Consider the following 20,444-nt stretch of genomic DNA (forward strand, 5'->3'; position numbering starts at 1 on the left):
AAAACCTCTATCAGGTGGTTTAGCCTAGAGGGTTCATTTTGATAATCCTTTGGACATTATAGCACAGCCGGATCAATAATGGGAGTATCATCACAGATTTCTCAAAATACCAAAGTTACCCCCTGTGCAACTTTTTGACTGGAGAAGTTAACAAAAAGCGATCGCTAACTCAAACAAGGTAGAATGAAAATCAGAAAATCGCACCTTGGACTATGAGAAACTAAGTAGTAGCTCTTAAGAGTAAGGTGAACTGCCATGTTTGACACAGAAGAGTTTATTATTGTCGTATTCTGCTGTATTGATCACTTAATTAAAGAAATCACTCCATCTCGTCCCATTCGTCAACGGGGTTTTGCTCCCAGCTTAAGTGACAGTGAGGTCATCACAATGGAAATAGTGGCAGAATTTCCAGGTTTAGATACAGCTACTAAGTCAACGCTGAATATTTTTCGATTTTTTTTACTGTAGATATTCTCCTAGAATTGAGACGGGGGCAAAAATTAGGGGTCGAGAAGGTCGTCACCGACCTCCCCTCCCATTCAGAACCGTGCTTGAGACTTTCACCTCACACGGCTCCTAGTTTGATTGTTCCTTTGTTAAGGATACCGCTTGACTTCTCTGTGGTTGCCTGTATACTTTGTCTTGTGGGTATATCGAGGCTTCCATCTGAAGCTGATTTTTCATCATGACAGTGGCGGTGTAGTAATTGAAGGTTTTTATATTCATCCTTTCCGCCTAGGCTGAGAGGGTGGATGTGGTCAACTTCAATTAAGTCCGATGGGGTGAAGTATTGCCCACATCGGTTACACTTGCCTTGTTGCTTCTTAAGTAGTTTGGCTACTCTTGTCGGTGTGTCGATTGCTTGTCCTCTTCTGGTTGCCCAGTAGGTCCAATTTCCGTCGAATGGTGATGCGTCGGAGCGTGCTAAGGTATGTCTGACAATTGGTATCCAATTATGTTGCCATAAGTGGAGACCGTCTTTGGTTTGAAATAACCAGGATTCTTGTCTTTCTTTCCCATTGCTGAGTTTAACTGTACCCGGTCTAAAGTAATTTCTCAGCTTTTCGTAGTTCGCTTTTCTGCATCTTGATACTGTCCATGCCCTTAACATCAACCAGATTGTATGGTCTAGTTTTGTGAAAGTATCCATAGATACTACTCCTGAATAGTAGTTCCCCCATCCTCTTATGATTGGGTTTAGTCGACTAATCAGGGCTGATTGAGGTGCGGTTTTGTGTTTTTTGATTACACCTTTAATCGCTTCTGTGTGGGCTTTAACTGCTTTTTGGCTAGGTTTAATGTGTGTTAGGAATGTCTTGGGTGTTCCTTTACATATTTTTCCCGCTTTATATTTTCCGGCTGGGTATTGTCTGATGTTGAATCCTAGAAAGTCAAATCCTGGTTCTTCCGTTTTTCCATTATATTCAATGGGTTTGAGTGTATGACACACTCTGGTTTTTTCTGGTTTGAGTTCTAATCCTATCGGTTTTAACCATTCGGAGATAGCAGTTTTGCACTGTTCAATGATTTCGAGTGAAGGTGAAATCACCACAAAATCATCGGCGTACCTTATTAAAACAGCTTGATTTGTACCATTTCCCTTTTTGGGGAATAGTGTTTCGATTAATCTTGCCATTCCATCCAGTGCGATGTTAGCAAGTAGTGGACTTATTACCCCTCCTTGTGGTGTCCCTGTTTCTGTTTCTTCAAATACGCCTTTATCCAATACTCCTGCTTTGAGCCATTGTTTTATGTCTCTTTTCAAGGCACTGGGACAATGAATTCTTGACAGTAGGAAGTTGTGATTAATTCGGTCAAAACACTTGGCAATATCAGCATCTAACACAAAGTAATTACCCTTATTAATGCTGAGGTATATCCTCGATATTGCGTCATGGGCAGACCTTCCGGGTCGGAAACCATAGCTGGTTCCTTCCATTTTTGCTTCCCATTCTGGTTCAAGTGCCGATTTAATCACCGCTTGTCTAGCTCTGTCTTTGATGGTTGGTATTCCTAATGGGCGTTTTTCATCCCTGCCGGGTTTAGGAATCCATACCCTTCTTAACGGTTTTGCTTTAAGTGTTCCCTTAATTTCTTCGGTTAGATTTAGCCTTTGTTCTGGGGATATTACTATCTTCCCATCAACTCCTGCTGTTTTCTTTCCTTGATTATCTTGGGTTACTTTGCGAACCGCTAATAGACGAGCGTAGTACGATTTCACCAATAGACGTTGCAACCTTCTAACCTTTGCATCCTGTCCCGATTTAGCCGCTTGGTATATCCTCTTTTGGAGCTTGAAGACATATCTTTGGACTTTCGCCCAATTGATAGCCTTCCATACATTCGTAGTCTTAGTGGTTTTCGGTTTCCCGAACCCTTTACCTTTTCTCGATTTCGTCATATAGACTCCTACTAGACTCTATCCTTACAATCAAACCGTAACCTGTTAGCGTATCTTGACTATTAACGTCAAGCGTTGGCTTTTGGTTACATCTCACCCCCTTTAAGGCTTGCGCTTACACTTCTCACTACTGGGTATTTCGACCGATACTCAGAGCCTGAAAGGGGTTATCACGTTCCGTTTATATGGGCTTTCAATCCTTTAGATTCGTCTTTTCCACCGGGGTACTTTAAAAGGTCTGTGTGAGTAGCTTATCAAGTCCCTCACTTATTCCCCTTGTTCTTTTGAACGCAGTGTGTCAACCTTATTTCACTGCTTAATTGTTACGATGGTTCATGTCAGACGTTCAGCTTTCGCTTAATCCTGGGCTGTTGGCAGTGGTCTCGCTGCTGGTGTTAGGTTGCACCTCGGAGCCTTCCGTTCCCCGCTTCAATTTCAGGGTTGTGACTTCTGAAACTGGGGGTGGCTATCGCCGTTACTCTCACCTTTGTAACGATTGTAAATAATTGTTACAAAGTGTTTTGACCTTGAGTCCCCTTGCCTATTTTGTATCGGGTGATACTAAACGTCGGGACATATAAACAGTTATAAGGTTGGTCTGGGTTGACCTCTTAGATTCAGTCGGGGGACTGAAGACCTTACTAGGCGGTTATTTCAGGCATTTCAGCCCTATTTCATGCCTAAACGTTTCGCACTGTTATGGCAATTATAGCCTTCTTCTAGGAAATTAGAGTTTTTTAAGCACATATTATAGGCTTGAGCTGCCTTCAATTTTTGGTACAGCAAAGGACTCTTTTCTCTACAAGACTGTTGTAGTTGCTGAAACTCGGCTTCACCCTTTTTCAGATAGGCATCCACAAGCTCTCGATTGGCCAGATAGAAAGCGATTGCGCCATAAACCTGTTCGAGGGAAAGGAGTGGAAAATTTTGGGCAATGCTTTCGGGCGATTCTCCGTTCAAGAAAGAATAGACAACTGAATCAAGGGAGATACGAGTTCCTTCAATCCAATATTCTTCTTCTCGTTGCTCGATGTACTGTTTTGTTGGGATGGGGGCTAATTTCATAGGAGCAATGTTGCTGTTTAGCTAAAAGGATAAGAAATCCCATTACCAAGTAGGAATACCATTGCTAGGACTAGGGTATAGATTTTTGGAGATGTCTATTTCTTATGATAATATTAGCGTCGAGAACGACGAATTTGAGTCTCACTCGTCTAAATCCTTTCTCTGATTTGTTCTGTCCGCTTCACACAGCTGACGAAACTCACGAACAATATCGTCCTCGGAAATTCCCTTTTGACCTAATAGGTACTCAAATTGAGCGGCCACCGCTTGTAAGGCAGCGATATCTGCGCTTTTACTCCCCTGTTTAACGGGGAAATAGAACCCAACAGTATGACCGTGACGTAGTACCTCAACGGGAGTCTCACCGTATAGGTATTTAGGGAGTTCGCTCCGAAATTCTCGCACCCCAATTTTCTCAATGTCATACTTAATCCATAGTCTCTCTCGTTGTGTACGCATTGTGTACATACTGTAGCACTATTTAAGAAGGGATATCTACAAATAAATTTGCTCATGTTTTACCAGATTAAATTTTTAATCTGGTTTAAAGAAAATACCATCCATCTGCAACATCCTCCCAGTTTTTTCGGCAGTAAACCCTGGTTCAATACCGTACAGTTCGTAACCTAATTTTTCTACGATATCAATCATTTCTTTAAACAGGACTTGACCTTCGTAGAGAGATACTAAAGATAATTCAAGCTTAATGCCTTTAACCAAAGGCAAAATTGCAGTTGCCCCTTCTATCACTTGCTTTTCCAATCATTGCACGTCTATTTTGAGGAAAATGGATTTAGTTTCGCTTTTGATATAGTCCTTGGCAATGGTATCTAGCCTGCTCAATTTTACTGTTTCTGAACCAGAGTAAGCTGATTCGGGTGCAGATTCTAAGTGAGCATCCAGCATTGACAAAGCTGAACTACTATAACTATTACCAGCAATATTGATGATAATTTCACCTTCTTGCTTGCCGATGGCAGTTTGGGGAGCAATTTCCCAGAGCGGGTCTTTTTTACTAACAGCTTTTAACTGAGAGTAAGCACTGGACAGTGGTTCAAAGGAAACTATCCTCCCCGAATAGCCTAATTCTCGCAGTAATTTAGCATATTGCCCAATATTAGCGCCAACATCGAATACTAAGTCAATATTGTGATAGGCCAACAAGCGCTGCATTTTCGCCGCTTCGGATGTTTGGACATTGTATCTTTTTAGGTCAATTCCTAAACTTCTGGAGAGTTTTTTAATTGTTTTTTTGATCATGACAGATAGTTAATTAAGCGTATATATGGTCGTAAGATTGCTGCTAGTGATGAGTGGATAAGAAACCTGCTATTAGAAAAATCTATACAAACTTTGGTTATTCATAATTTTTATAAGTAAAAATTCTTGATCGTAATAGCTTAGAATATTTTAGCAACTTTCTCGATCAAGCTAAAGTAGTGAGGCGTAGATTGAGTGGGTTTGTTCTGCACATTTTTCCCAAGAAAAATTCTTTACCCTTGCCTTTCCTAATTCTACAAGCTTTTTTTTTAAATCCGAATCAAATAATACTTTTTCTAGCGCATTAGCAATACTCTCTATATCATAGGGATCGAAAAATTCGGATGCATTACCAGCCACTTCTGGAAATGAACTTGTGTGGCTACAGACAACGGGACAGCCAAATGACATAGCTTCTAGGATTGGTATGCCAAATCCTTCGTATAGAGAAGGATAGACAAAGGCAGATGCTTGACTGTATAATTTTGCCAAAGTTTGATCGTCACCATTAATATGTAGAATTTTATTTTCACTTAGTCCTAAACAGTGAATTAAATTAAGTTCATCTTGAGAAAATCGCTTACCTCCCGCACATAACAAATTGAAGTTACTATTAAGACTAGAATGGCTGGCATAGGCTTTAACTAATCGAGAAAAGTTTTTGTACCATCCCCGCTGTCCAACATAGAGAATGTAAGGATGATAGAAATTTTGCTTACATAATTTAGAAGTTACTGAAGACTCAGAACTTAAAGAGTAACCAAGATAAACCACAGCTATTTTTTGAGGATCTATATCAAAAATATTTATTAAATCTTTCTTGGTATTGTTAGAAATACATATAACATGATCTGCCCTCTTAATTGCTTGTAATTTAATAGAGGAAAAGTCTTTTTGTCTTACCAGGAATAAGTTAGCAGATTTAGGTGCAGAATCAGCAAATTTTTCATGAATCATATCATATACTGTAATTACTTTTTTAGTTTTAGATGAATTAGCGGCAATGCTATTAAAAGTGTAGTATGTTTCATGAAGAATATCAGGAGTATCAGATTTTATCCAGACTTTAGATATTAGAGCGTTGATAAAATCTACAATCCTAGTTGTTTTAGGTATTGATGGTCTTTTCCATCCATTAACCAAATTAGGAGGACAATGCTTTAAATATTCATTTATATATAAACCCGCCAGAATTTTTACTTCACAATCGTCGAAGTTTGCCATTCGTGTAGATAACTCGTAAAGATACCGAGAAACTCCCCCATATTTTTGGAAGGTAAAAACTTGATGATCGTAGAAAATTTTCATTACATTAATTTGTCTGTTTTTACTTTTATTTCTATTCTGTTTGCATCAAGACTTATTGTGCATCTACTAAAGGCAGTGATGATAATATTTGTAGTTCTTCTTGATGAGATAAGCATATTAACTTGCCACTTTTATTACGAGATTCACGAAATTTGCCAGCTACATAGCCTTCTTCTACTGTTAATTCCTTGATTTCACTTGGCTTTAAGTCTGTACGGACAAAGAAAGCATTACATCCAGTGCTATTACAGCCAACAAAAGTATATCCTTTTTTCTTTCCTAATTGAACAAGAGCTTTTAGTGATGCTCCATAGTAGATTGTAGAATAGTGTGCTTTAGACCGAACAAAATTTTCATCATAAGGAATAGTTACAGCTTTATACTTACCAAATCTAAAGTTATATTCAATAATAACAATAGCTGGGTTGATTACATCAATAGCTTCCCAAATCCAATAGTCATTCCCATCTATATCAATAGACAGTAAACCTATTTCTCCTATAATACCACTTTTAGTGATTAACTCATTAATATTATCCTTGGTTATAAAAGCTTGAACTGCTGTTAAATTATGCTTCCAATATATAGGATCATTTTTAATGTAATTAATATTATCTTTGCTGCCATCTAACACCAAACCTGACCAATTATTATTTTTTAATAAAAATCTAGTGTTAGATTCCAGATAATTTTCTACGCCAAATTCAATAAATACTTTCTCTTTAATTACTAGCTTTCTTAGAAAAAACTGAATTATACCATCTTCTCCATTTTGTGAAAAGACTTTGAATTCGTTAGCCAAAATATCATTACTGTCAATTCTTTCAAGTTGCCTAATTTCAATTCTTCCAATGGCTTGATTCATTTCTTCTAGTTGGCCATTTACTCTTGCCGATTCGCGAAAAGTCTGTTTTAATTTTTTGAGTATGTTTAGCATATTCATAGTTAGAATTAGTAGAAAATTTATCGATTCTTAATTAAGTATCTTACAAAATCTTACAAAAAATCACAATGAATTAGCTATTCTTCCTAATTTGTTTTTAATACGTTGAAACAAATTAGGATTAAATATATTTTTTTGTGTATAATTATCTGCCCCTTCATTTCTAATCAAAAAAGGAGGGCATTTTAACGGAAAATTCATTTCTTGAACGCCAAGATTTGCAAGTCGACTTTTACTACTGCTTGTATGAGTAGCATCTTCACCAAAACCAATATTACTAACTAAATTCACATTAGGAAGGATAGTTAGACCATTCTGAATCCAACAGGCAAAATTCCAAGGATAATCCCAAGTATCAATTTTACCATCATAATAAGTTTGAAAAATCTTCGTCCAGTATTTGACAGCCTGAGTTTTTCCTAAAATGGACTCAAGCCAGTTACCATCACGAATTTCTTGCCAGAGCTTCATTTTAACATCATAATATTGCCACGCTCTCCTCCAAGTTGCCCAACCCCAAATGTGGTTATAGCGAGAAAAGTAGTAACTGTACTCTGTGCGCTTTCTGTCAAACTGAAAATTATCCCCTGAAATAGCCATAATTCTTTGATCATTTCGGTAATAATCAAGCAAGTCTTGGCAAAAGCGAAAAAAACTAGGATGTGGTAAGCAATCATCTTCAAGAATAATCACTTCCTCAACCAGGCTAAAAACCCAATCTAATCCACTCGATACCCGATTTTTACAACCTAAATTTAAATCAGAATAATTGCTCAATACCTCACAATCCCAATCCACACCCTCGATAATAGCACGAGCCGCCTTACACTTTTCAATATCATCTGGTCTATCGGGACGTGGACCATCGGCAACCACTAATAACTGAGGTGGTTTAGCCTGACGAATGGCTTCAAATACCCTCGCCGTCGTATCAGGTCGATTGAAAATCAGGAAGGCAACAGGAGTGGTCAGTTGGAAGTCAGCCATAGACGGATTTACTGTTAACTTCTGTTATCTTGAACTATCCCGACCAAATTGTCAACCCAAAGCGGCACCAATTCTCAAGTCTGTCCCAGGCAACGGTTGAGCAGGCCGAGAATCAGTCTAAACTCTTAAGTATCTCCTTCTTTGACTAAATCCAAATAAAGCTTATCAGGGGGAAGTCTTATACCATTTTTCTAAAGTAATGGCAGAGATGGTTAATTTCCCTCAGCCCCAACCCTTCTACCGTTCTGGGAGAGGGGAGTAGAATGCCTGCCACGGATGGGGAAAAATGGTATTACCAAAATCCGCCCAGACGAAGTCAGAGACTTTCGGGATTAATCCCCAATTCCCTGAGTTTAGCCGCCATTCGTTCGGCTTTTTCTGCGGCTTCCTCAGCTTTCCGTTGTGCCTCCTCAGCTTTCTGTTGTGCTTCCTCAGCTTTCTGTTGTGCTTCCTCAGCCAACTCTCGCGGGGTTGGTAACAGCATTCCATCTAAAGTCGCCCAGCGAATCCAGACGGTTGTTACCCCTCTATATTCTCCCTGCCAACGAACTAAAGCTAATCCCAAACGACCACTGATTAGCCATCCTTTCTCGTTGGGTTGCCGTGGTTCATATAGGCCATCAACTAAGACAAATTCGGCAAAATCTTCAGGGTTAAAAGGATCGTACCAGAAATATTCAGGGACTCGTAACTTATCTTGATAAATCTGTTTTTTCTCGGTTTTGTCTATTTGGAAGGTACTTTCTGAGAGTAGTTCAATCACTACATCGGGGGCTTTTCCCTCCTCCCAAGTAACCCAACTTTTTCGCTCCCCTTTTGGTACTCCTAAGACGGCAAAAAAATCAGGTCCTTTGAAGTCTTGATTTTTAAGTTGTGCTGTACTGAAATAGACGAACATATTGCCACTGGCATAACCATCTTCTCGTCGGTCTAGCCAAGGGGATATAGTGTCTATTAACAGATCCATCTGCCATTTATGCCTTTGAGTTTCCATCGGTACTCCATCATCGCAGGGAAGTTCATCTTGCGTGGGTAATGCAGTTAATTGCATCGGTTGACTAAGCGTCAGAGTTTCCATATTTCTGTCCTATATTTTGGGTTTAGTTATTTAGATTTCCTAGATTTTTTGCCCTCTTTCAGGCAAATGTTACTTTAATTGACTGGCTATAGCAATTCTAAATGAGTCGTGAACGGGCAAAGGGCTTAATTCCACTGTTCAGCTGCTTGTTGTCAAGGGTTTAGGGGATTACTATATCTTATATCATAATTCTAGGCTAGGACTCATTTAAGTAGAAATCATCATCCAAGAGCTGCTCAATTGAAAAAGGACAGGTGATTGGATAATCATTTTCTAATGGTATGCGAACGCCAAATTTAGCTTTTTTTCCATCTCTAATTGCCAGCTGGCGAGCGTCTGGATAGACTGAGGAAACTGCTGTGGACAGATAGGGATTGAGAGATGGAGTATCTCGTAAGCTTTTTTGAACTCGCTGCCGGTGTTCGTTGATTGAATCATACCAACTGCCTGTCATAGTCTCAGGCGCATCGCCTTGTATCTTGAGCTTGAGTAAATGAGCCAACAAAACCATTAAGTTACTTTCTAAGGCTCTTTTTTCTGACTTGCCCAAGTCTTGTAATTCCTCAATTAAGTGTTCAACGTCTAGTTGTTCAAATTGACGATTTTTTAATTGTTGAATTGTCTGCTCAATCCACAAGTCAAAATCAGAATCATATAAAATACTGGACATTTCTCGCAGTTTTATTAATGATATAACTTAGCCAAGCCTGATGTTAACAAATATTGTAGGTTTTGTCAAGTAGCGATTACCTGATAATTTTTTTTGTACTATTTATCTTCCTTAACCTTCCTTTTATGAACTGACTTCTACATCTCTTGTAGAACTATAAACTTCTATTTTTAGCTATTTGCTGCGCCTTGAAATCTAGCATCAGTGAAATAACTATCTTGCGGCTGGATTCTTGTTGGTGTCGATGCTGATAAAATTGTACTTTTTTATCGAAAGTGTACAGATCTGATTTACTCATGGAGGATTGGATTTCGCCAATTATCAACAGTCTATTTTTGATTCACAAATCCAATTCTATCTGGTCTAGCCTACCAAAGACTTCGTCATCATGTTCAGTAACATTAATCATCTGCACTCCGAAAGACTCTTCTAACATTGCTTTCAGAGCATTGCGGAAAGATTCCTGCGAGTGCAGTCTCCATATCGCTGCCAAAGCACCAACACTACTGTCGTAATGGTCGCGCATTTCCCTATATTGGAAAATTTCGGCCATTTCTTGGCGGATAATCGCTTTGATTTCTTATTTCTTCATAGTTATATTTTCTTTGAAAACACATACTTATAGTTTTGAATCAACAGCAATAATAACATAAAACCCCAGGTAGGAATACTAGAAAACTGAGATTGAAATATTGACATCAAAGATATATACAAAAATAACAAGAGCCAGGACAGACTATACAAGTTGTTGTTTTTGATCCAATCTTGATAAAACAATGAAGTTATATATAGCGTTTTTCACTCTGCTGAGGTACAAAAGTTATGGGTTTTAGGCAAAAGGCAAGAGGCAAAAGGCAAAAGGGAAGAAAATAGGTGTACCTCACTAGCTTAGGAAACGCTATAACCTAAAATAAATGAGAAAATAAATACACCTATCTCTCTGCCATCTATATAAAAATCATAAACCATAGTATAAAATGCATTAGCATATCTATCAGGGGCAGAACCAATTTTTTGAAAGTCATTCATAAATTCATGTAAATATAACACTAATTGTTCTTTCCCTCCTATCAAAGGAAAAATTCCTGAGAAGTCTTTATCAAATCTAGTGATTATCAAAAATAATATACGTTCCAAACTGCTAAAAGTAGACAAACCATAAGTCATATTTTGAGATAGTATCGAATAAGGATCTTCTAATTGTTTATCTAATAAAACAAAACCACAAGTATGATACCATATAATAAAATCATAAAAAACTTCATAGTAAGAAGCTTTACTTCCTTTACTGGATATTCTTACAACAGAAATTATAGCAACCGAAAGCAAAATAATTGCTAATATAAATAACAGATAAAATAATAATCTTTTCCCAGCTCTGGATTTTATCCGCAATAATGCAAGAGTTGAATTTAGTTGGTCGGATATTTTTTTATTAAACAAAAATCCCAAGATAACCAAAAAGAAAAAAATAAAATACAGCTCAAACCTACCTAATGTCATAACTGACTTACAAAAATTTAAGAAGGTACTTAGTAAAATATATAATCTATTTCCATAGACATATAAAAATATTGAAGATATAATTAAACATAATAGAATCAAGGAATATAAGAAGATAACGTAAAATAATTCTACTTGAGAACTTCCATATAGAATACTCGCTTTATCAGATGTACTAAAAATCTTTGATCTGTAGCTTTGTAGTTCAAGTGCTGAAGATGTTCGCAACAAATATATTGCTTTTACAAAAAAAGGCAAAACAAATATTAACAAAATTGGATATGATACATTTAATATTGATTTGAATTGTTTATGAAAATTGATATTTATAGAAATACTTTTATCGAAAAGAATGTTCTTTTTGTATTTGTTATTTGTTTTAACAACAATTAAAGCTCCTAATGTATATGCTAAGAGCATCAAAATTATCAGTGATTGTGTGTGAACACCTGGTATTATATATTCCTGTAAGACTCAGATTTGCTATAAAAAGCCAACCTCCCCACCAAATAGTCATGAAAGTAATAGGATTAGCCAGCCTTTTGAATTTTAGATAAGATAAAAATACACAGATAAAAACAACTGTAGGAATCAAAAAGATAAAAATTGCAGTATCTTCAAACCAATCCATAATTTTTTATATCCTAGCTATACGTTGAATCGATAGTTTTTATTTTTTATTTTTATGTAGGGCAACTATATTTTGATAGGCAAATATTTCACAAAAGATAGGAGAGTATGTATCTAATGGCAAGAGATGATTCGGTAACATTCTAAAAAGTCGATATTCTTCCAATAAATCGAAGAAATCCTTAAAGAAAGTTCTGCTAAAAACGTTCATTTCATTAAACTCAAAGTGTATAATCTCAATCATACCTTTTTTAAGAGATTCCTTCAAGCCCTCAAGGACACTGTATTCATTCCCCTCAACGTCAATTTTCAGCAATTTTACTTTTTGTATATTCTGCTCAGACAAAAAGCTATCTAAATCAATAACATCCACTAAATGTGCAACTGAATCACACTGGCGAATCTCATTGATAGCACCTCTATACAGAGAAGCATGAGATGAGCCATCTTGATTTTTATAATCATATAGTTCCAATTTCGATTTACTTTTACCGCAACCTAAATTCAAAGCCTTATACTTATTTTTAATGGCATTCTCTTGAAGTATTTTAAAAGTCTTCGGATGCGGCTCAAACGCATAAATCATAACTCCTGAGTTAAGTTGTTTGATTAAGTTAGAATAATTGCCAACATTTGCTCCGATGTCAAGTACGACTGAACCTGGTTGAAAATTTTTTGTCAGTTTGGTAATAAAAGAATACTCGCCACTTATTTTATCATTCTTCCAATTCAAAATTCCTAGAAAATTTAGCACCAACAAATATAGCCTGACATTGAAGCTATAAAAAAAAGGTCTTGCTAAAATCCATACTAAAAAGTTTCTGATTGTTTGTTTCATAGCATTAGTTGTTTTAATTTCAAGACTATATTAGAGTTCGCTTTATTTTATTAAAATAATTTAGATTTTGCTCAAAACGAAATGGTATAAACAAAGCTTTAGTTAACATCAAACCAGGCTTGAACATAGGAGGATAAAGGAGACAGCTAATATGAGAAGCTACTGCATAGGATAGCACGGTTGCTATCGCCGCTCCCACACCGCTGTAGGGGGGAATAAGCAAGAAATTCAACCAGACATTGACAATCGCTCCTAATGAAGTCGTCAAAAAACTAAACCGGGTGAAATTTTCAGCCATTAACCAGTTACTGCGAGCCACCCCCAAAAAGACGAAAGGACCGGCCCAGATGTGCCATGCTAGAATTTGACCAGCTTCAGCATAGTCCTTACCGAGCAAATTTGTCAACAAAGGAACTGAAGCAAAAGTCATGGGAACTGCAATGGCCAGTGCCATCCAAGCCATGAGATCGTACAATTGTTGTAGTCTAGCATAATATTCCTCTCTACTCCTCTGCTTCGCCCGCAGGATTGCAGGAAAGACAGAAGAACAAACTGCCACAGGAATAAAATACCAAATTTCTGAGAACCTGACCGCCGCCGCATAGTTTCCCACTGCTTGAGCATTTGCCATATTACCGAGCATTATTTGGTCAATCTTCATGTAAATCGTGATCATGACACCCGATAGGATCAGCGGCCATGAATCTCGCAGCATTTCTAACCCTTTCGACCAATTGACTCTCCATTGCCATATAGATTGGTGATGCTTAAAATAAACCCAGAGCATTCCCAGCACCTTCACAACCTGCTCTGCCAGAATTAACCAGACAAAAGCCATTAACGACAACTTGAAGGCAATAAATGAAAGTTTGATCAGGGAACTCAAAATTAACTGGACGCTTCTCAGTATAGCTAGGACTCCTGAAAGTACCTGTGATTGAAACCAAAACTCGATCACGTCAAAAGCACTGAACATTAAGCTAAAGGAAATAATTAAGGTCATCCAGCGAACGTTAGGATCGGCATCAAACGTCCAGATGGCTATACCAGTTATAATAATTGTCAATAAACTGGCTATCAACTTTAGCACAAAAGCAGTACCCAAAATCTCTGGGGCAGCCTTTTCTTTATGGACAATATTGCGGACGACGATGGCATTCAAACCCAATTGAGAGATCGCACTAAAAAGAGCAACGAAGCTAGTAGTATAACTTAGTTTGCCAAAATTTTCTGACCCTAAATATCTAATAACCCAGATTCCGACGAAAAAGGCTAGTATCATGGTCAGGATGCGCTCGACAAACAGCCAGCCGACGTTACCGAGAATTTTACGCAATCCTGGACCCAGTTTCTGAGTGATCCCCGTCAGTTTATCGAACATTCCACCTCGACTTCATAGACATTGACACTATACCACCGATGCTCTTAACTCGACCATTTTCTAGATTTCTTATTCAGCCCCCAAGTCAATTCCTATGGCCTTCAGCTGTGCCGCCATGCGCTCTACCTTCCGTTCGGCTTGTTCGACTCTTTTCCGCTCCTGTTCAATCCGTTCACTACCCCACAATAGTAAATTAACTGATTGATCCCACCAGCGCAACCAATGAGCCGTTACTGCTGCTTTTTTCCCCTGCCATACTCCTAAAAATAAACCAATTTCTGCCAGCCAGTAACGATAATTTTCATCAGCTTTCTGTAACTCATACTTCCCTGCTACTAAGCGATAAACTTCTAATTCTCCTGTTTGTGGTTGAAAAATAATATAGACAGGCACTTGTAAGATTCGCTCGTAGAAATACCACTTGCCATAGGGATAGTGGGGATTGATAGAATACTCCCCTCCCTCCGTTTCTGAGATGAATTCCATGACAATTGCTGGTACTTCCCCTTCTGCATGAGGCGTGTAGCTGCGGGGAATTTCTCCTTCTCGGATAGGTGCTACTGCGGGTACATAAACCCAATCGGGAGCTTTTACTACTGTCTTACCGCCAACGGTGGCGCAAATGCCAAAATTAGAAGCAATAAGACTCGCTTCCACAATTAAACTGGCTAATTCTAAAGATTCTCGCAAAGCCGCCGCGAGGAGGGGTTGTAGGGTGCTTTCCACTGGTTCATCAGGGAGGACAAAATCCGCTGGCAATTTCTCCCAGGTAATGGGGGGTAAAGTATCAGAGAGGCGAGGTGCTAATGGGATTGTCATTTAGGCTCTCGTGTGATGGTGGTTATGGCGGTTTAGCTTATTGTAACAGCAGATAATTCTTGCCATTGGCGGGATAGCAGATGATTTGTAACCGTTAGGGGTATGTCAAGCAGCCAGTGGCATTGACTAGGTTAAACGCACCTTATTTGGTAATTACTGGAAAAACTAGGGTTATCATTGTAGCACGGTGTTATGATTGAGCGGTGACAAATCGAGCCAGATTGCCACCGGAAAATCTTTTAATACAGTTATCCCTTGACTATTTGACTAATGATGAACAACCAACAAAATGGGGCTTTAAAAACCCAAAGTCAAGCAAATCTGCCAGTTTTTGCCCAACCGGCTTTTATCCCCTCCCCGACGCAAGAAGAAGAGGAACTCAACCTGCGTCAATTCCTTTCCGTCATCAAGCATCGCTGGTGGTTAATCGCTGGCATCACCCTAGGGGTGACAGGAGCGCTCGCTGTTTGGACTTTTTCAAAAACCCCTATCTATCAAGGTAGATTCCTGCTGCTCATCGGTCAACCCATCGAGGAAAATAAAAGTTCTTCCAGACTGGCAACCCAAGATATCCTACCTCAGTTGGGGGGTGAAGACATCGATTATGATACCCAAATCGCCGTTTTAACCAGTCCTCAACTCCTTAACCCCATCCTTAGTAAAATAACCCCTAAGTATCCCGACTTTACCTACAGTGATTTAATTAGTAAAACTGGCAAATCTGATCTCAAAATTACTCAATTAAAAGAGACGAAAGTTTTAGAAATTTCCTATCAAGATGCGGAACCAGAAAAAATCAAGCTGGTTTTAGATAATTTAGCCCGTCATTACCTCAAATATAGTTCTCAGGAACGGAAGACCGAAATTAATCAAGGCTTAGACTTTGTTAACGCTCAATTGCCCGTGCTGCGGGAACGAGTTAATTCTCTACAAAAACAAATGCAGCAATTCCGGCAGCAATACAATTTCCTGGATCCCGATAAAGAGGCGACTCGTTTATCACAACAATTAACCGCTACTGAACAAGAGTATCAGGCAGCCCAAGTTGCCCTTAACGAAATTAACTCTCGCTATCAAGCTTTACAACAACAGGTGGGATTAGCCCCTAATCAGGCAATTATCGCCACCTATCTCAGTGAATCTCCCGGTTATCAAGATTTGCTCAAGCAGCTGCAGGAAGTGGAAGTGGAACTGGCCGAACAATCGGCAGTTTTCGCCAAAGATAGCCCGATAATCGCCACACTAGAGGAAAAACGGGCTAATTTACTGCCCCTACTGCAAAAAGAGGCCCAGAGAACCCTAGGGGAAAAACTGCCCCAGACAGTGGGTAATTCCCCGGCTTTGGTATCTCAGAGCGCTTTGCGGGTAGAATTAACCCAACAATTGGTGGAAGCCGCTAACAGTCGCCAAACCCTAGAAATTAAGGTAGAATCCCTTGCCCGGGCCCTGGAACAGCAGAAAGCCTCGGTCAAAAATCTTGCGGTTTTGGCCCGTCGCTATACGGATTTGCAGCGAGAATTGGAAATCGCCACCACCAGTCTCGGCGGTTTTCTGGAGGAACAACAAAAATTACAGCTACAGGTGGCACAACAAGTGGTGCCTTGGCAACTAATTTCCCCCCCAGAAGTAGGGGAAGAGTTCGTTTCCCCTAAACCCACGCGAAATCTGGCTTTAGGGGTTATTGGTGGCCTGTTACTAGGACTGGGGGCAGCCTTTTTAGCCGAAAGATTAGACCCCGTTCATCATAGTGCAGATGAACTAAAAGAAGATACCAAACTACCCCTTTTAGGCGCAATTCCCTGGCAAAAAGACCTCGGTACGATCGACAAAGTGACCGCCGCCCTACCCCAGTTAACAGTCGGCGCTCGCAAAATTACTATCCCTAATACTACCCTAAAATCAGCCAACGAAAACCCCTCCTACTATAATTTCTCCCCCTTCTCGGAAGCTTTCCACACTCTTAATACCAATATTCGCCTCCTCGGTTCCGATTCCCCCCTCAAGTCCCTCGTGATTAGTTCTGTATCACCGGGAGATGGTAAAACCACCATGGCAATAAATATCGCTAAGGCGGCCGCTCGTATGGGACAAAAAGTCTTATTGGTGGATGCCGACCTGCGACGACCCCAGATTCACCATCGACTTAATCTCGATAACGACCACGGACTTAGTAATGTCCTCGCCGAGAATCTCGATTGGAACAAAGCAATTCAATCCCTACCCCGCTACGAGAAGAATTTCGGGAGTTTATCGATTCTTACCGCCGGTTCAATTCCCCCAGATCCAACCCGCTTGCTTTCTTCCCAGAGAATGCAGGAGATGATCTCGCAATTACAGCAAGACGACGTTTTCGATCTAATTATCTACGATCTACCACCGATCGCCGCTTTTGCCGATGCAAAAATTCTCGCCGCCATGGCCACCGGCCTGATTCTCGTCACCAAACTGGGCAAAACTGATCGCTTTGTGCTGAAAAATCTACTCGAAGATCTGAGATTATCCCAGATTTCCGTGTTAGGTTTAGTGGCTAATAATGTTAGTCGGAAAGACCACAATTATCGTTACTATGGCTATTACTACGGCAAAAGATAATTAAATTGAAGATATATCCCCCCTTAATCCCCCCTTAATAAGGGGGGTGTCTGATGGTTTTTAACACCTAACTACTTAAATGCGGGTTTTAATCTGGTATCGCAATGATCTGCGGGTTCACGATCACGAGGCAATTTATCAAGCTGTTCAAGAACAATTAGAGATAATTCCCTTCTATTGTTTTGATGAGCGTCAATTTGGTCTTACTTCCTACGGGTTTCCAAAAACTGGCAAGTTCCGGGCTAAATTTTTATTAGAAAGCGTAGCAGATTTACGACAATCTCTGGAAAGTTTAGGCGGTAATTTAATTATCCGACGGGGAAAACCAGAAGAAATTATACCGCAATTAGTTCAACAATTACAGATAGCCAAGGTTTATTATCATCAAGAGGTGACAGCCGAGGAATTAGTGGTAGATAAAGCTTTAAATAAGGCTTTATCTGGGGTTCCCGTGCAGATAAAAACTTTTTGGACAGCCACTTTATGTCATCCTGATGATTTACCTTTTACCCTTAATCAACTGCCGGAATTATTTACTAATTTTCGTAAACAAGTAGAACGTCATTGGGAAATAAGAACAACTTATCCCACGCCGAAAAAGTTGACAAAATTACCTAAAATAGATTTGGGAAATCTTCCGATTTTAAACGATTTGGGCTTAACAGAACCAATTTTAGACCAGGGAGGTGTTTTGTCGTTTCAAGGGGGTGAAATGGCAGGAAAATCACGGGTTAAAGAATATATTTGGGATAGTGATTCCTTAAAAACCTATAAGGAAACCAGGAATGAAATGTTAGGGACTAATTATTCCTCAAAATTCTCAGCTTGGTTAAGTTTTGGCTGTCTTTCCCCCCGTTATATCTATGAGGAAGTACAAAAATATGAGCAAACAAGAGTAAAAAATGACTCTACCTATTGGCTGATTTTTGAATTATTATGGCGAGATTTTTTCCGATTTATTTGCAGTAAACACGGTAATAAAATTTTCTATAAATCTGGGTTGCAAGAACTTAATTTACCTTGGTTAGAAGATTGGGAAAGATTTAATCTCTGGTGTGAGGGAAAAACTGGTTATCCCCTTGTAGATGCTAATATGAGAGAGTTAGCTGCTACAGGATTTATGTCGAATCGTGGCCGGCAAAATGTCGCTAGTTTTCTGACCAAAAATCTCGGTATTGATTGGCGTATGGGAGCAGAATGGTTCGAGTCATTATTAATTGATTATGATGTCTGTAGTAATTGGGGTAATTGGAATTATACTGCTGGTGTCGGCAATGATGCACGAGGATTTCGTTATTTTAATATCCCTAAACAGTCAAAAGATTATGATCCCAAAGGTGATTATTTACGTCACTGGTTGCCGGAATTAGCCCTAATAAAAGGCGATAAAATTCACGAACCCTATAAATTATTCCCAGAGGAACAAAAGCGTTATGGGGTGATTTTAGGGGTTAATTATCCCCGTCCTATTGTCGATTTTTTTCAATCGATCAAACACAACGAAAAAATTTATCTTCAGCATTTCAGTGAACAGTAATCAGTAATCAGTTGACCTCGAATTAATATTATCTCAAGACTAAAATTTTGTCTAGACAAGCAACTTACCCAAATAAAAATGATTTTAATGTCCCCAGATTTTTTCAGTTAAATTGAATTAGCAATAATAGATATACATTTTAGCATCGAATTAATCATTAGTACAAGCTATCAAAACAAGCTCTGATTGAGTTATAATTTTTGGATATGTCTCATGAACTGATAACTGATAACTGATAACTGATAACTGATAACTGATTAAGACATTTCTAACATTCTTTGAATCGGCAACAGTGCCTTAACTCTTAAATCTTCAGAAATAGTAATTTCTGGAGTTTTATCTCGCATACAGAGATACAACTTTTCGAGAGTGTTCAGTCTCATGTAGGGACACTCATTACAAGCACAGTTATTTAAAGCTGGTGCGGGGATAAATACTTTCTCTGGGGCCGATTTTTGCATCTGGTGAATAATCCCGGGTTCTGTGACGACAATAAAGGTTTTTTCAGAACTTTTTAGAGAATAATTTAATAGTGCCGTCGTAGAACCAATATAATCGGCATGGCGTAAAACCGATGATTCACACTCAGGATGGGCGATAATTTTTGCTTCTGGATGGGCGACTTTTAATTCTATTATCTTGCGTTCGGAAAAAGTTTCATGGACAATACAACTACCCTGCCAGAGAACTAAATCTCTACCAGTTTGCTGACTGACGTAACGGCCTAAATTGCGATCAGGAGCGAAGATAATCGGTTGATTGACAGGGATTTGATTAACTATTTTGACTGCATTGGAACTGGTGCAGATAATATCACTCATGGCTTTAATTTCTGCACTGCAATTGATATAGGAAATCACGATATGATCGGGATATTGGGCTTTAAAACGAGCAAAATCTTGAGGATGACAACTATCAGCTAAAGAACATCCCGCATCTAAATCCGGCAGCAATACCAACTTATCCGGATTTAAGATTTTAGCTGTCTCTCCCATGAAGTGAACCCCCGCAAATACGATTACATCTGCTGGGGTTTGGGCAGCCTGCTGGGATAAACCTAGAGAATCACCAATATAATCAGCTATATCCTGTATGTCAGAATTTTGATAGTAGTGAGCCAGAATAACAGCGTTTAATTCCCGTTTAAGCTCTTTAATTGCTGTAAATAGGTCATCAGGTAAGCTCGATCGATTTGCGGGTTGAACAGTTGTAAACACGGCGGCATTTATGGTTATTTTTACCAAATACTAAACATTCCCCTACATTGTAGCAAATTTTTCCGAGGAGAGACCCCAATCAAAAAAAAGCTTGATGGAACAGCGATCAAACGACTGACAACCAAACTCTGACACCCTATCCTATCGAGAGATTCTTGGTCAACGGTAAACCCTATGTTAGGGTCTGCTGAAAAAGTTTGTTGGTGGGGGCAGGG

Annotated in this window: 18 protein-coding genes and 2 pseudogenes; 3 read left to right on the forward strand and 17 right to left on the reverse strand. The window is 39.0% G+C overall.

What is annotated here, in order from left to right:
• Nucleotides 1-255: 255 nt before the first annotated feature.
• Nucleotides 256-420 (forward strand): annotated as a pseudogene (locus myaer_RS10455) (IS982 family transposase); the annotation flags it as partial.
• Nucleotides 421-576: 156 nt separating this feature from the next.
• Here myaer_RS10455 and ltrA read toward each other — a convergent pair.
• The 16 genes and pseudogenes from ltrA to myaer_RS10530 all read right to left on the reverse strand — a co-directional run bounded on the left by ltrA (nucleotide 577) and on the right by myaer_RS10530 (nucleotide 14,883).
• A pseudogene (gene ltrA, locus myaer_RS10465) lies at nucleotides 577-2,401 on the reverse strand (group II intron reverse transcriptase/maturase).
• 669 nt (nucleotides 2,402-3,070) lie between these two features.
• Complete coding sequence (locus myaer_RS10470; protein ID WP_046662042.1) at nucleotides 3,071-3,466, reverse strand: DUF433 domain-containing protein; 396 nt, start codon at nucleotides 3,464-3,466, stop codon at nucleotides 3,071-3,073.
• Between the two features lie 141 nt (nucleotides 3,467-3,607).
• Nucleotides 3,608-3,925, reverse strand: coding sequence for a hypothetical protein (locus myaer_RS10475; protein ID WP_046663697.1), 318 nt, complete (start codon nucleotides 3,923-3,925; stop codon nucleotides 3,608-3,610).
• A 75-nt stretch (nucleotides 3,926-4,000) separates the two neighbouring features.
• The gene (locus myaer_RS22010) at nucleotides 4,001-4,216 is read right to left on the reverse strand and encodes a hypothetical protein (protein WP_235614840.1); all 216 of its coding nucleotides are present in this window, start codon (nucleotides 4,214-4,216) and stop codon (nucleotides 4,001-4,003) included.
• Between the two features lie 12 nt (nucleotides 4,217-4,228).
• Complete coding sequence (locus myaer_RS10480; RefSeq protein WP_235614841.1) at nucleotides 4,229-4,726, reverse strand: FkbM family methyltransferase; 498 nt, start codon at nucleotides 4,724-4,726, stop codon at nucleotides 4,229-4,231.
• A 171-nt stretch (nucleotides 4,727-4,897) separates the two neighbouring features.
• Complete coding sequence (locus myaer_RS10485) at nucleotides 4,898-6,034, reverse strand: glycosyltransferase family 4 protein (protein ID WP_046662043.1); 1,137 nt, start codon at nucleotides 6,032-6,034, stop codon at nucleotides 4,898-4,900.
• Between the two features lie 52 nt (nucleotides 6,035-6,086).
• The gene (locus myaer_RS10490) at nucleotides 6,087-6,977 is read right to left on the reverse strand and encodes a hypothetical protein (protein ID WP_103672707.1); all 891 of its coding nucleotides are present in this window, start codon (nucleotides 6,975-6,977) and stop codon (nucleotides 6,087-6,089) included.
• A 63-nt stretch (nucleotides 6,978-7,040) separates the two neighbouring features.
• Nucleotides 7,041-7,964: a hemolytic protein HlpA-like protein gene (locus myaer_RS10495; RefSeq protein ID WP_046662044.1), complete on the reverse strand. Its 924-nt coding sequence runs from the start codon at nucleotides 7,962-7,964 to the stop codon at nucleotides 7,041-7,043.
• 316 nt (nucleotides 7,965-8,280) lie between these two features.
• Nucleotides 8,281-9,042 carry a Uma2 family endonuclease gene (locus myaer_RS10500; RefSeq protein WP_046662045.1) on the reverse strand — a complete coding sequence of 254 codons (762 nt, stop codon included), beginning with the start codon at nucleotides 9,040-9,042 and terminating at the stop codon, nucleotides 8,281-8,283.
• 196 nt (nucleotides 9,043-9,238) lie between these two features.
• Nucleotides 9,239-9,712 (reverse strand): DUF29 domain-containing protein, encoded by a 474-nt coding sequence (locus tag myaer_RS10505; protein ID WP_046662046.1) that lies wholly within the window; start codon nucleotides 9,710-9,712, stop codon nucleotides 9,239-9,241.
• Nucleotides 9,713-9,866: 154 nt separating this feature from the next.
• The gene (locus myaer_RS22670) at nucleotides 9,867-10,052 is read right to left on the reverse strand and encodes a hypothetical protein (RefSeq protein WP_419178826.1); all 186 of its coding nucleotides are present in this window, start codon (nucleotides 10,050-10,052) and stop codon (nucleotides 9,867-9,869) included.
• Nucleotides 10,053-10,265, reverse strand: coding sequence for a DUF3782 domain-containing protein (locus myaer_RS21630; protein ID WP_052734177.1), 213 nt, complete (start codon nucleotides 10,263-10,265; stop codon nucleotides 10,053-10,055).
• Nucleotides 10,266-10,600: 335 nt separating this feature from the next.
• Nucleotides 10,601-11,635, reverse strand: a complete 1,035-nt coding sequence (locus myaer_RS10515; protein ID WP_046662047.1) for an O-antigen polymerase — start codon at nucleotides 11,633-11,635, stop codon at nucleotides 10,601-10,603.
• A gap of 250 nt (nucleotides 11,636-11,885) precedes the next feature.
• A complete protein-coding gene (locus myaer_RS10520; RefSeq protein WP_046662048.1) occupies nucleotides 11,886-12,683 on the reverse strand; it encodes an FkbM family methyltransferase in 798 nt (265 codons plus the stop codon).
• A 25-nt stretch (nucleotides 12,684-12,708) separates the two neighbouring features.
• Nucleotides 12,709-14,064 carry a flippase gene (locus myaer_RS10525; RefSeq protein ID WP_046662049.1) on the reverse strand — a complete coding sequence of 452 codons (1,356 nt, stop codon included), beginning with the start codon at nucleotides 14,062-14,064 and terminating at the stop codon, nucleotides 12,709-12,711.
• Nucleotides 14,065-14,133: 69 nt separating this feature from the next.
• A complete protein-coding gene (locus myaer_RS10530; RefSeq protein ID WP_046662050.1) occupies nucleotides 14,134-14,883 on the reverse strand; it encodes a Uma2 family endonuclease in 750 nt (249 codons plus the stop codon).
• Between the two features lie 270 nt (nucleotides 14,884-15,153).
• On the opposite strand from myaer_RS10530, the gene myaer_RS10535 reads away from it, so the two are divergent.
• Nucleotides 15,154-17,475 (forward strand): GumC family protein, encoded by a 2,322-nt coding sequence (locus myaer_RS10535; RefSeq protein ID WP_046662051.1) that lies wholly within the window; start codon nucleotides 15,154-15,156, stop codon nucleotides 17,473-17,475.
• Between the two features lie 79 nt (nucleotides 17,476-17,554).
• The gene (locus myaer_RS10540) at nucleotides 17,555-19,012 is read left to right on the forward strand and encodes a DASH family cryptochrome (RefSeq protein WP_046662052.1); all 1,458 of its coding nucleotides are present in this window, start codon (nucleotides 17,555-17,557) and stop codon (nucleotides 19,010-19,012) included.
• Nucleotides 19,013-19,269: 257 nt separating this feature from the next.
• Here myaer_RS10540 and nadA read toward each other — a convergent pair whose 3' ends face one another.
• Nucleotides 19,270-20,229 carry a quinolinate synthase NadA gene (nadA, locus tag myaer_RS10545; protein ID WP_046662053.1) on the reverse strand — a complete coding sequence of 320 codons (960 nt, stop codon included), beginning with the start codon at nucleotides 20,227-20,229 and terminating at the stop codon, nucleotides 19,270-19,272.
• Nucleotides 20,230-20,444 lie beyond the last annotated feature (215 nt).

Source organism: Microcystis aeruginosa NIES-2549 (genome assembly GCF_000981785.2).
GTDB lineage: Bacteria > Cyanobacteriota > Cyanobacteriia > Cyanobacteriales > Microcystaceae > Microcystis > Microcystis aeruginosa_C.

Excerpts from the sequence above, each read along its gene's own strand:
- myaer_RS10470 (WP_046662042.1), bottom strand. The coding sequence starts at position 3,466 with ATGAAATTAGCCCCCATCCCAACAAAACAGTACATCGAGCAACGAGAA.
- myaer_RS10475 (WP_046663697.1), bottom strand. The coding sequence starts at position 3,925 with ATGCGTACACAACGAGAGAGACTATGGATTAAGTATGACATTGAGAAA.
- myaer_RS10480 (WP_235614841.1), bottom strand. The coding sequence starts at position 4,726 with ATGATCAAAAAAACAATTAAAAAACTCTCCAGAAGTTTAGGAATTGAC.
- myaer_RS10485 (WP_046662043.1), bottom strand. The coding sequence starts at position 6,034 with ATGAAAATTTTCTACGATCATCAAGTTTTTACCTTCCAAAAATATGGG.
- myaer_RS10490 (WP_103672707.1), bottom strand. The coding sequence starts at position 6,977 with ATGAATATGCTAAACATACTCAAAAAATTAAAACAGACTTTTCGCGAA.
- myaer_RS10495 (WP_046662044.1), bottom strand. The coding sequence starts at position 7,964 with ATGGCTGACTTCCAACTGACCACTCCTGTTGCCTTCCTGATTTTCAAT.
- myaer_RS10500 (WP_046662045.1), bottom strand. The coding sequence starts at position 9,042 with ATGGAAACTCTGACGCTTAGTCAACCGATGCAATTAACTGCATTACCC.
- myaer_RS10505 (WP_046662046.1), bottom strand. The coding sequence starts at position 9,712 with ATGTCCAGTATTTTATATGATTCTGATTTTGACTTGTGGATTGAGCAG.
- myaer_RS21630 (WP_052734177.1), bottom strand. The coding sequence starts at position 10,265 with ATGGCCGAAATTTTCCAATATAGGGAAATGCGCGACCATTACGACAGT.
- myaer_RS10515 (WP_046662047.1), bottom strand. The coding sequence starts at position 11,635 with ATGCTCTTAGCATATACATTAGGAGCTTTAATTGTTGTTAAAACAAAT.
- myaer_RS10520 (WP_046662048.1), bottom strand. The coding sequence starts at position 12,683 with ATGAAACAAACAATCAGAAACTTTTTAGTATGGATTTTAGCAAGACCT.
- myaer_RS10525 (WP_046662049.1), bottom strand. The coding sequence starts at position 14,064 with ATGTTCGATAAACTGACGGGGATCACTCAGAAACTGGGTCCAGGATTG.
- myaer_RS10530 (WP_046662050.1), bottom strand. The coding sequence starts at position 14,883 with ATGACAATCCCATTAGCACCTCGCCTCTCTGATACTTTACCCCCCATT.
- myaer_RS10535 (WP_046662051.1), top strand. The coding sequence starts at position 15,154 with ATGATGAACAACCAACAAAATGGGGCTTTAAAAACCCAAAGTCAAGCA.
- myaer_RS10540 (WP_046662052.1), top strand. The coding sequence starts at position 17,555 with ATGCGGGTTTTAATCTGGTATCGCAATGATCTGCGGGTTCACGATCAC.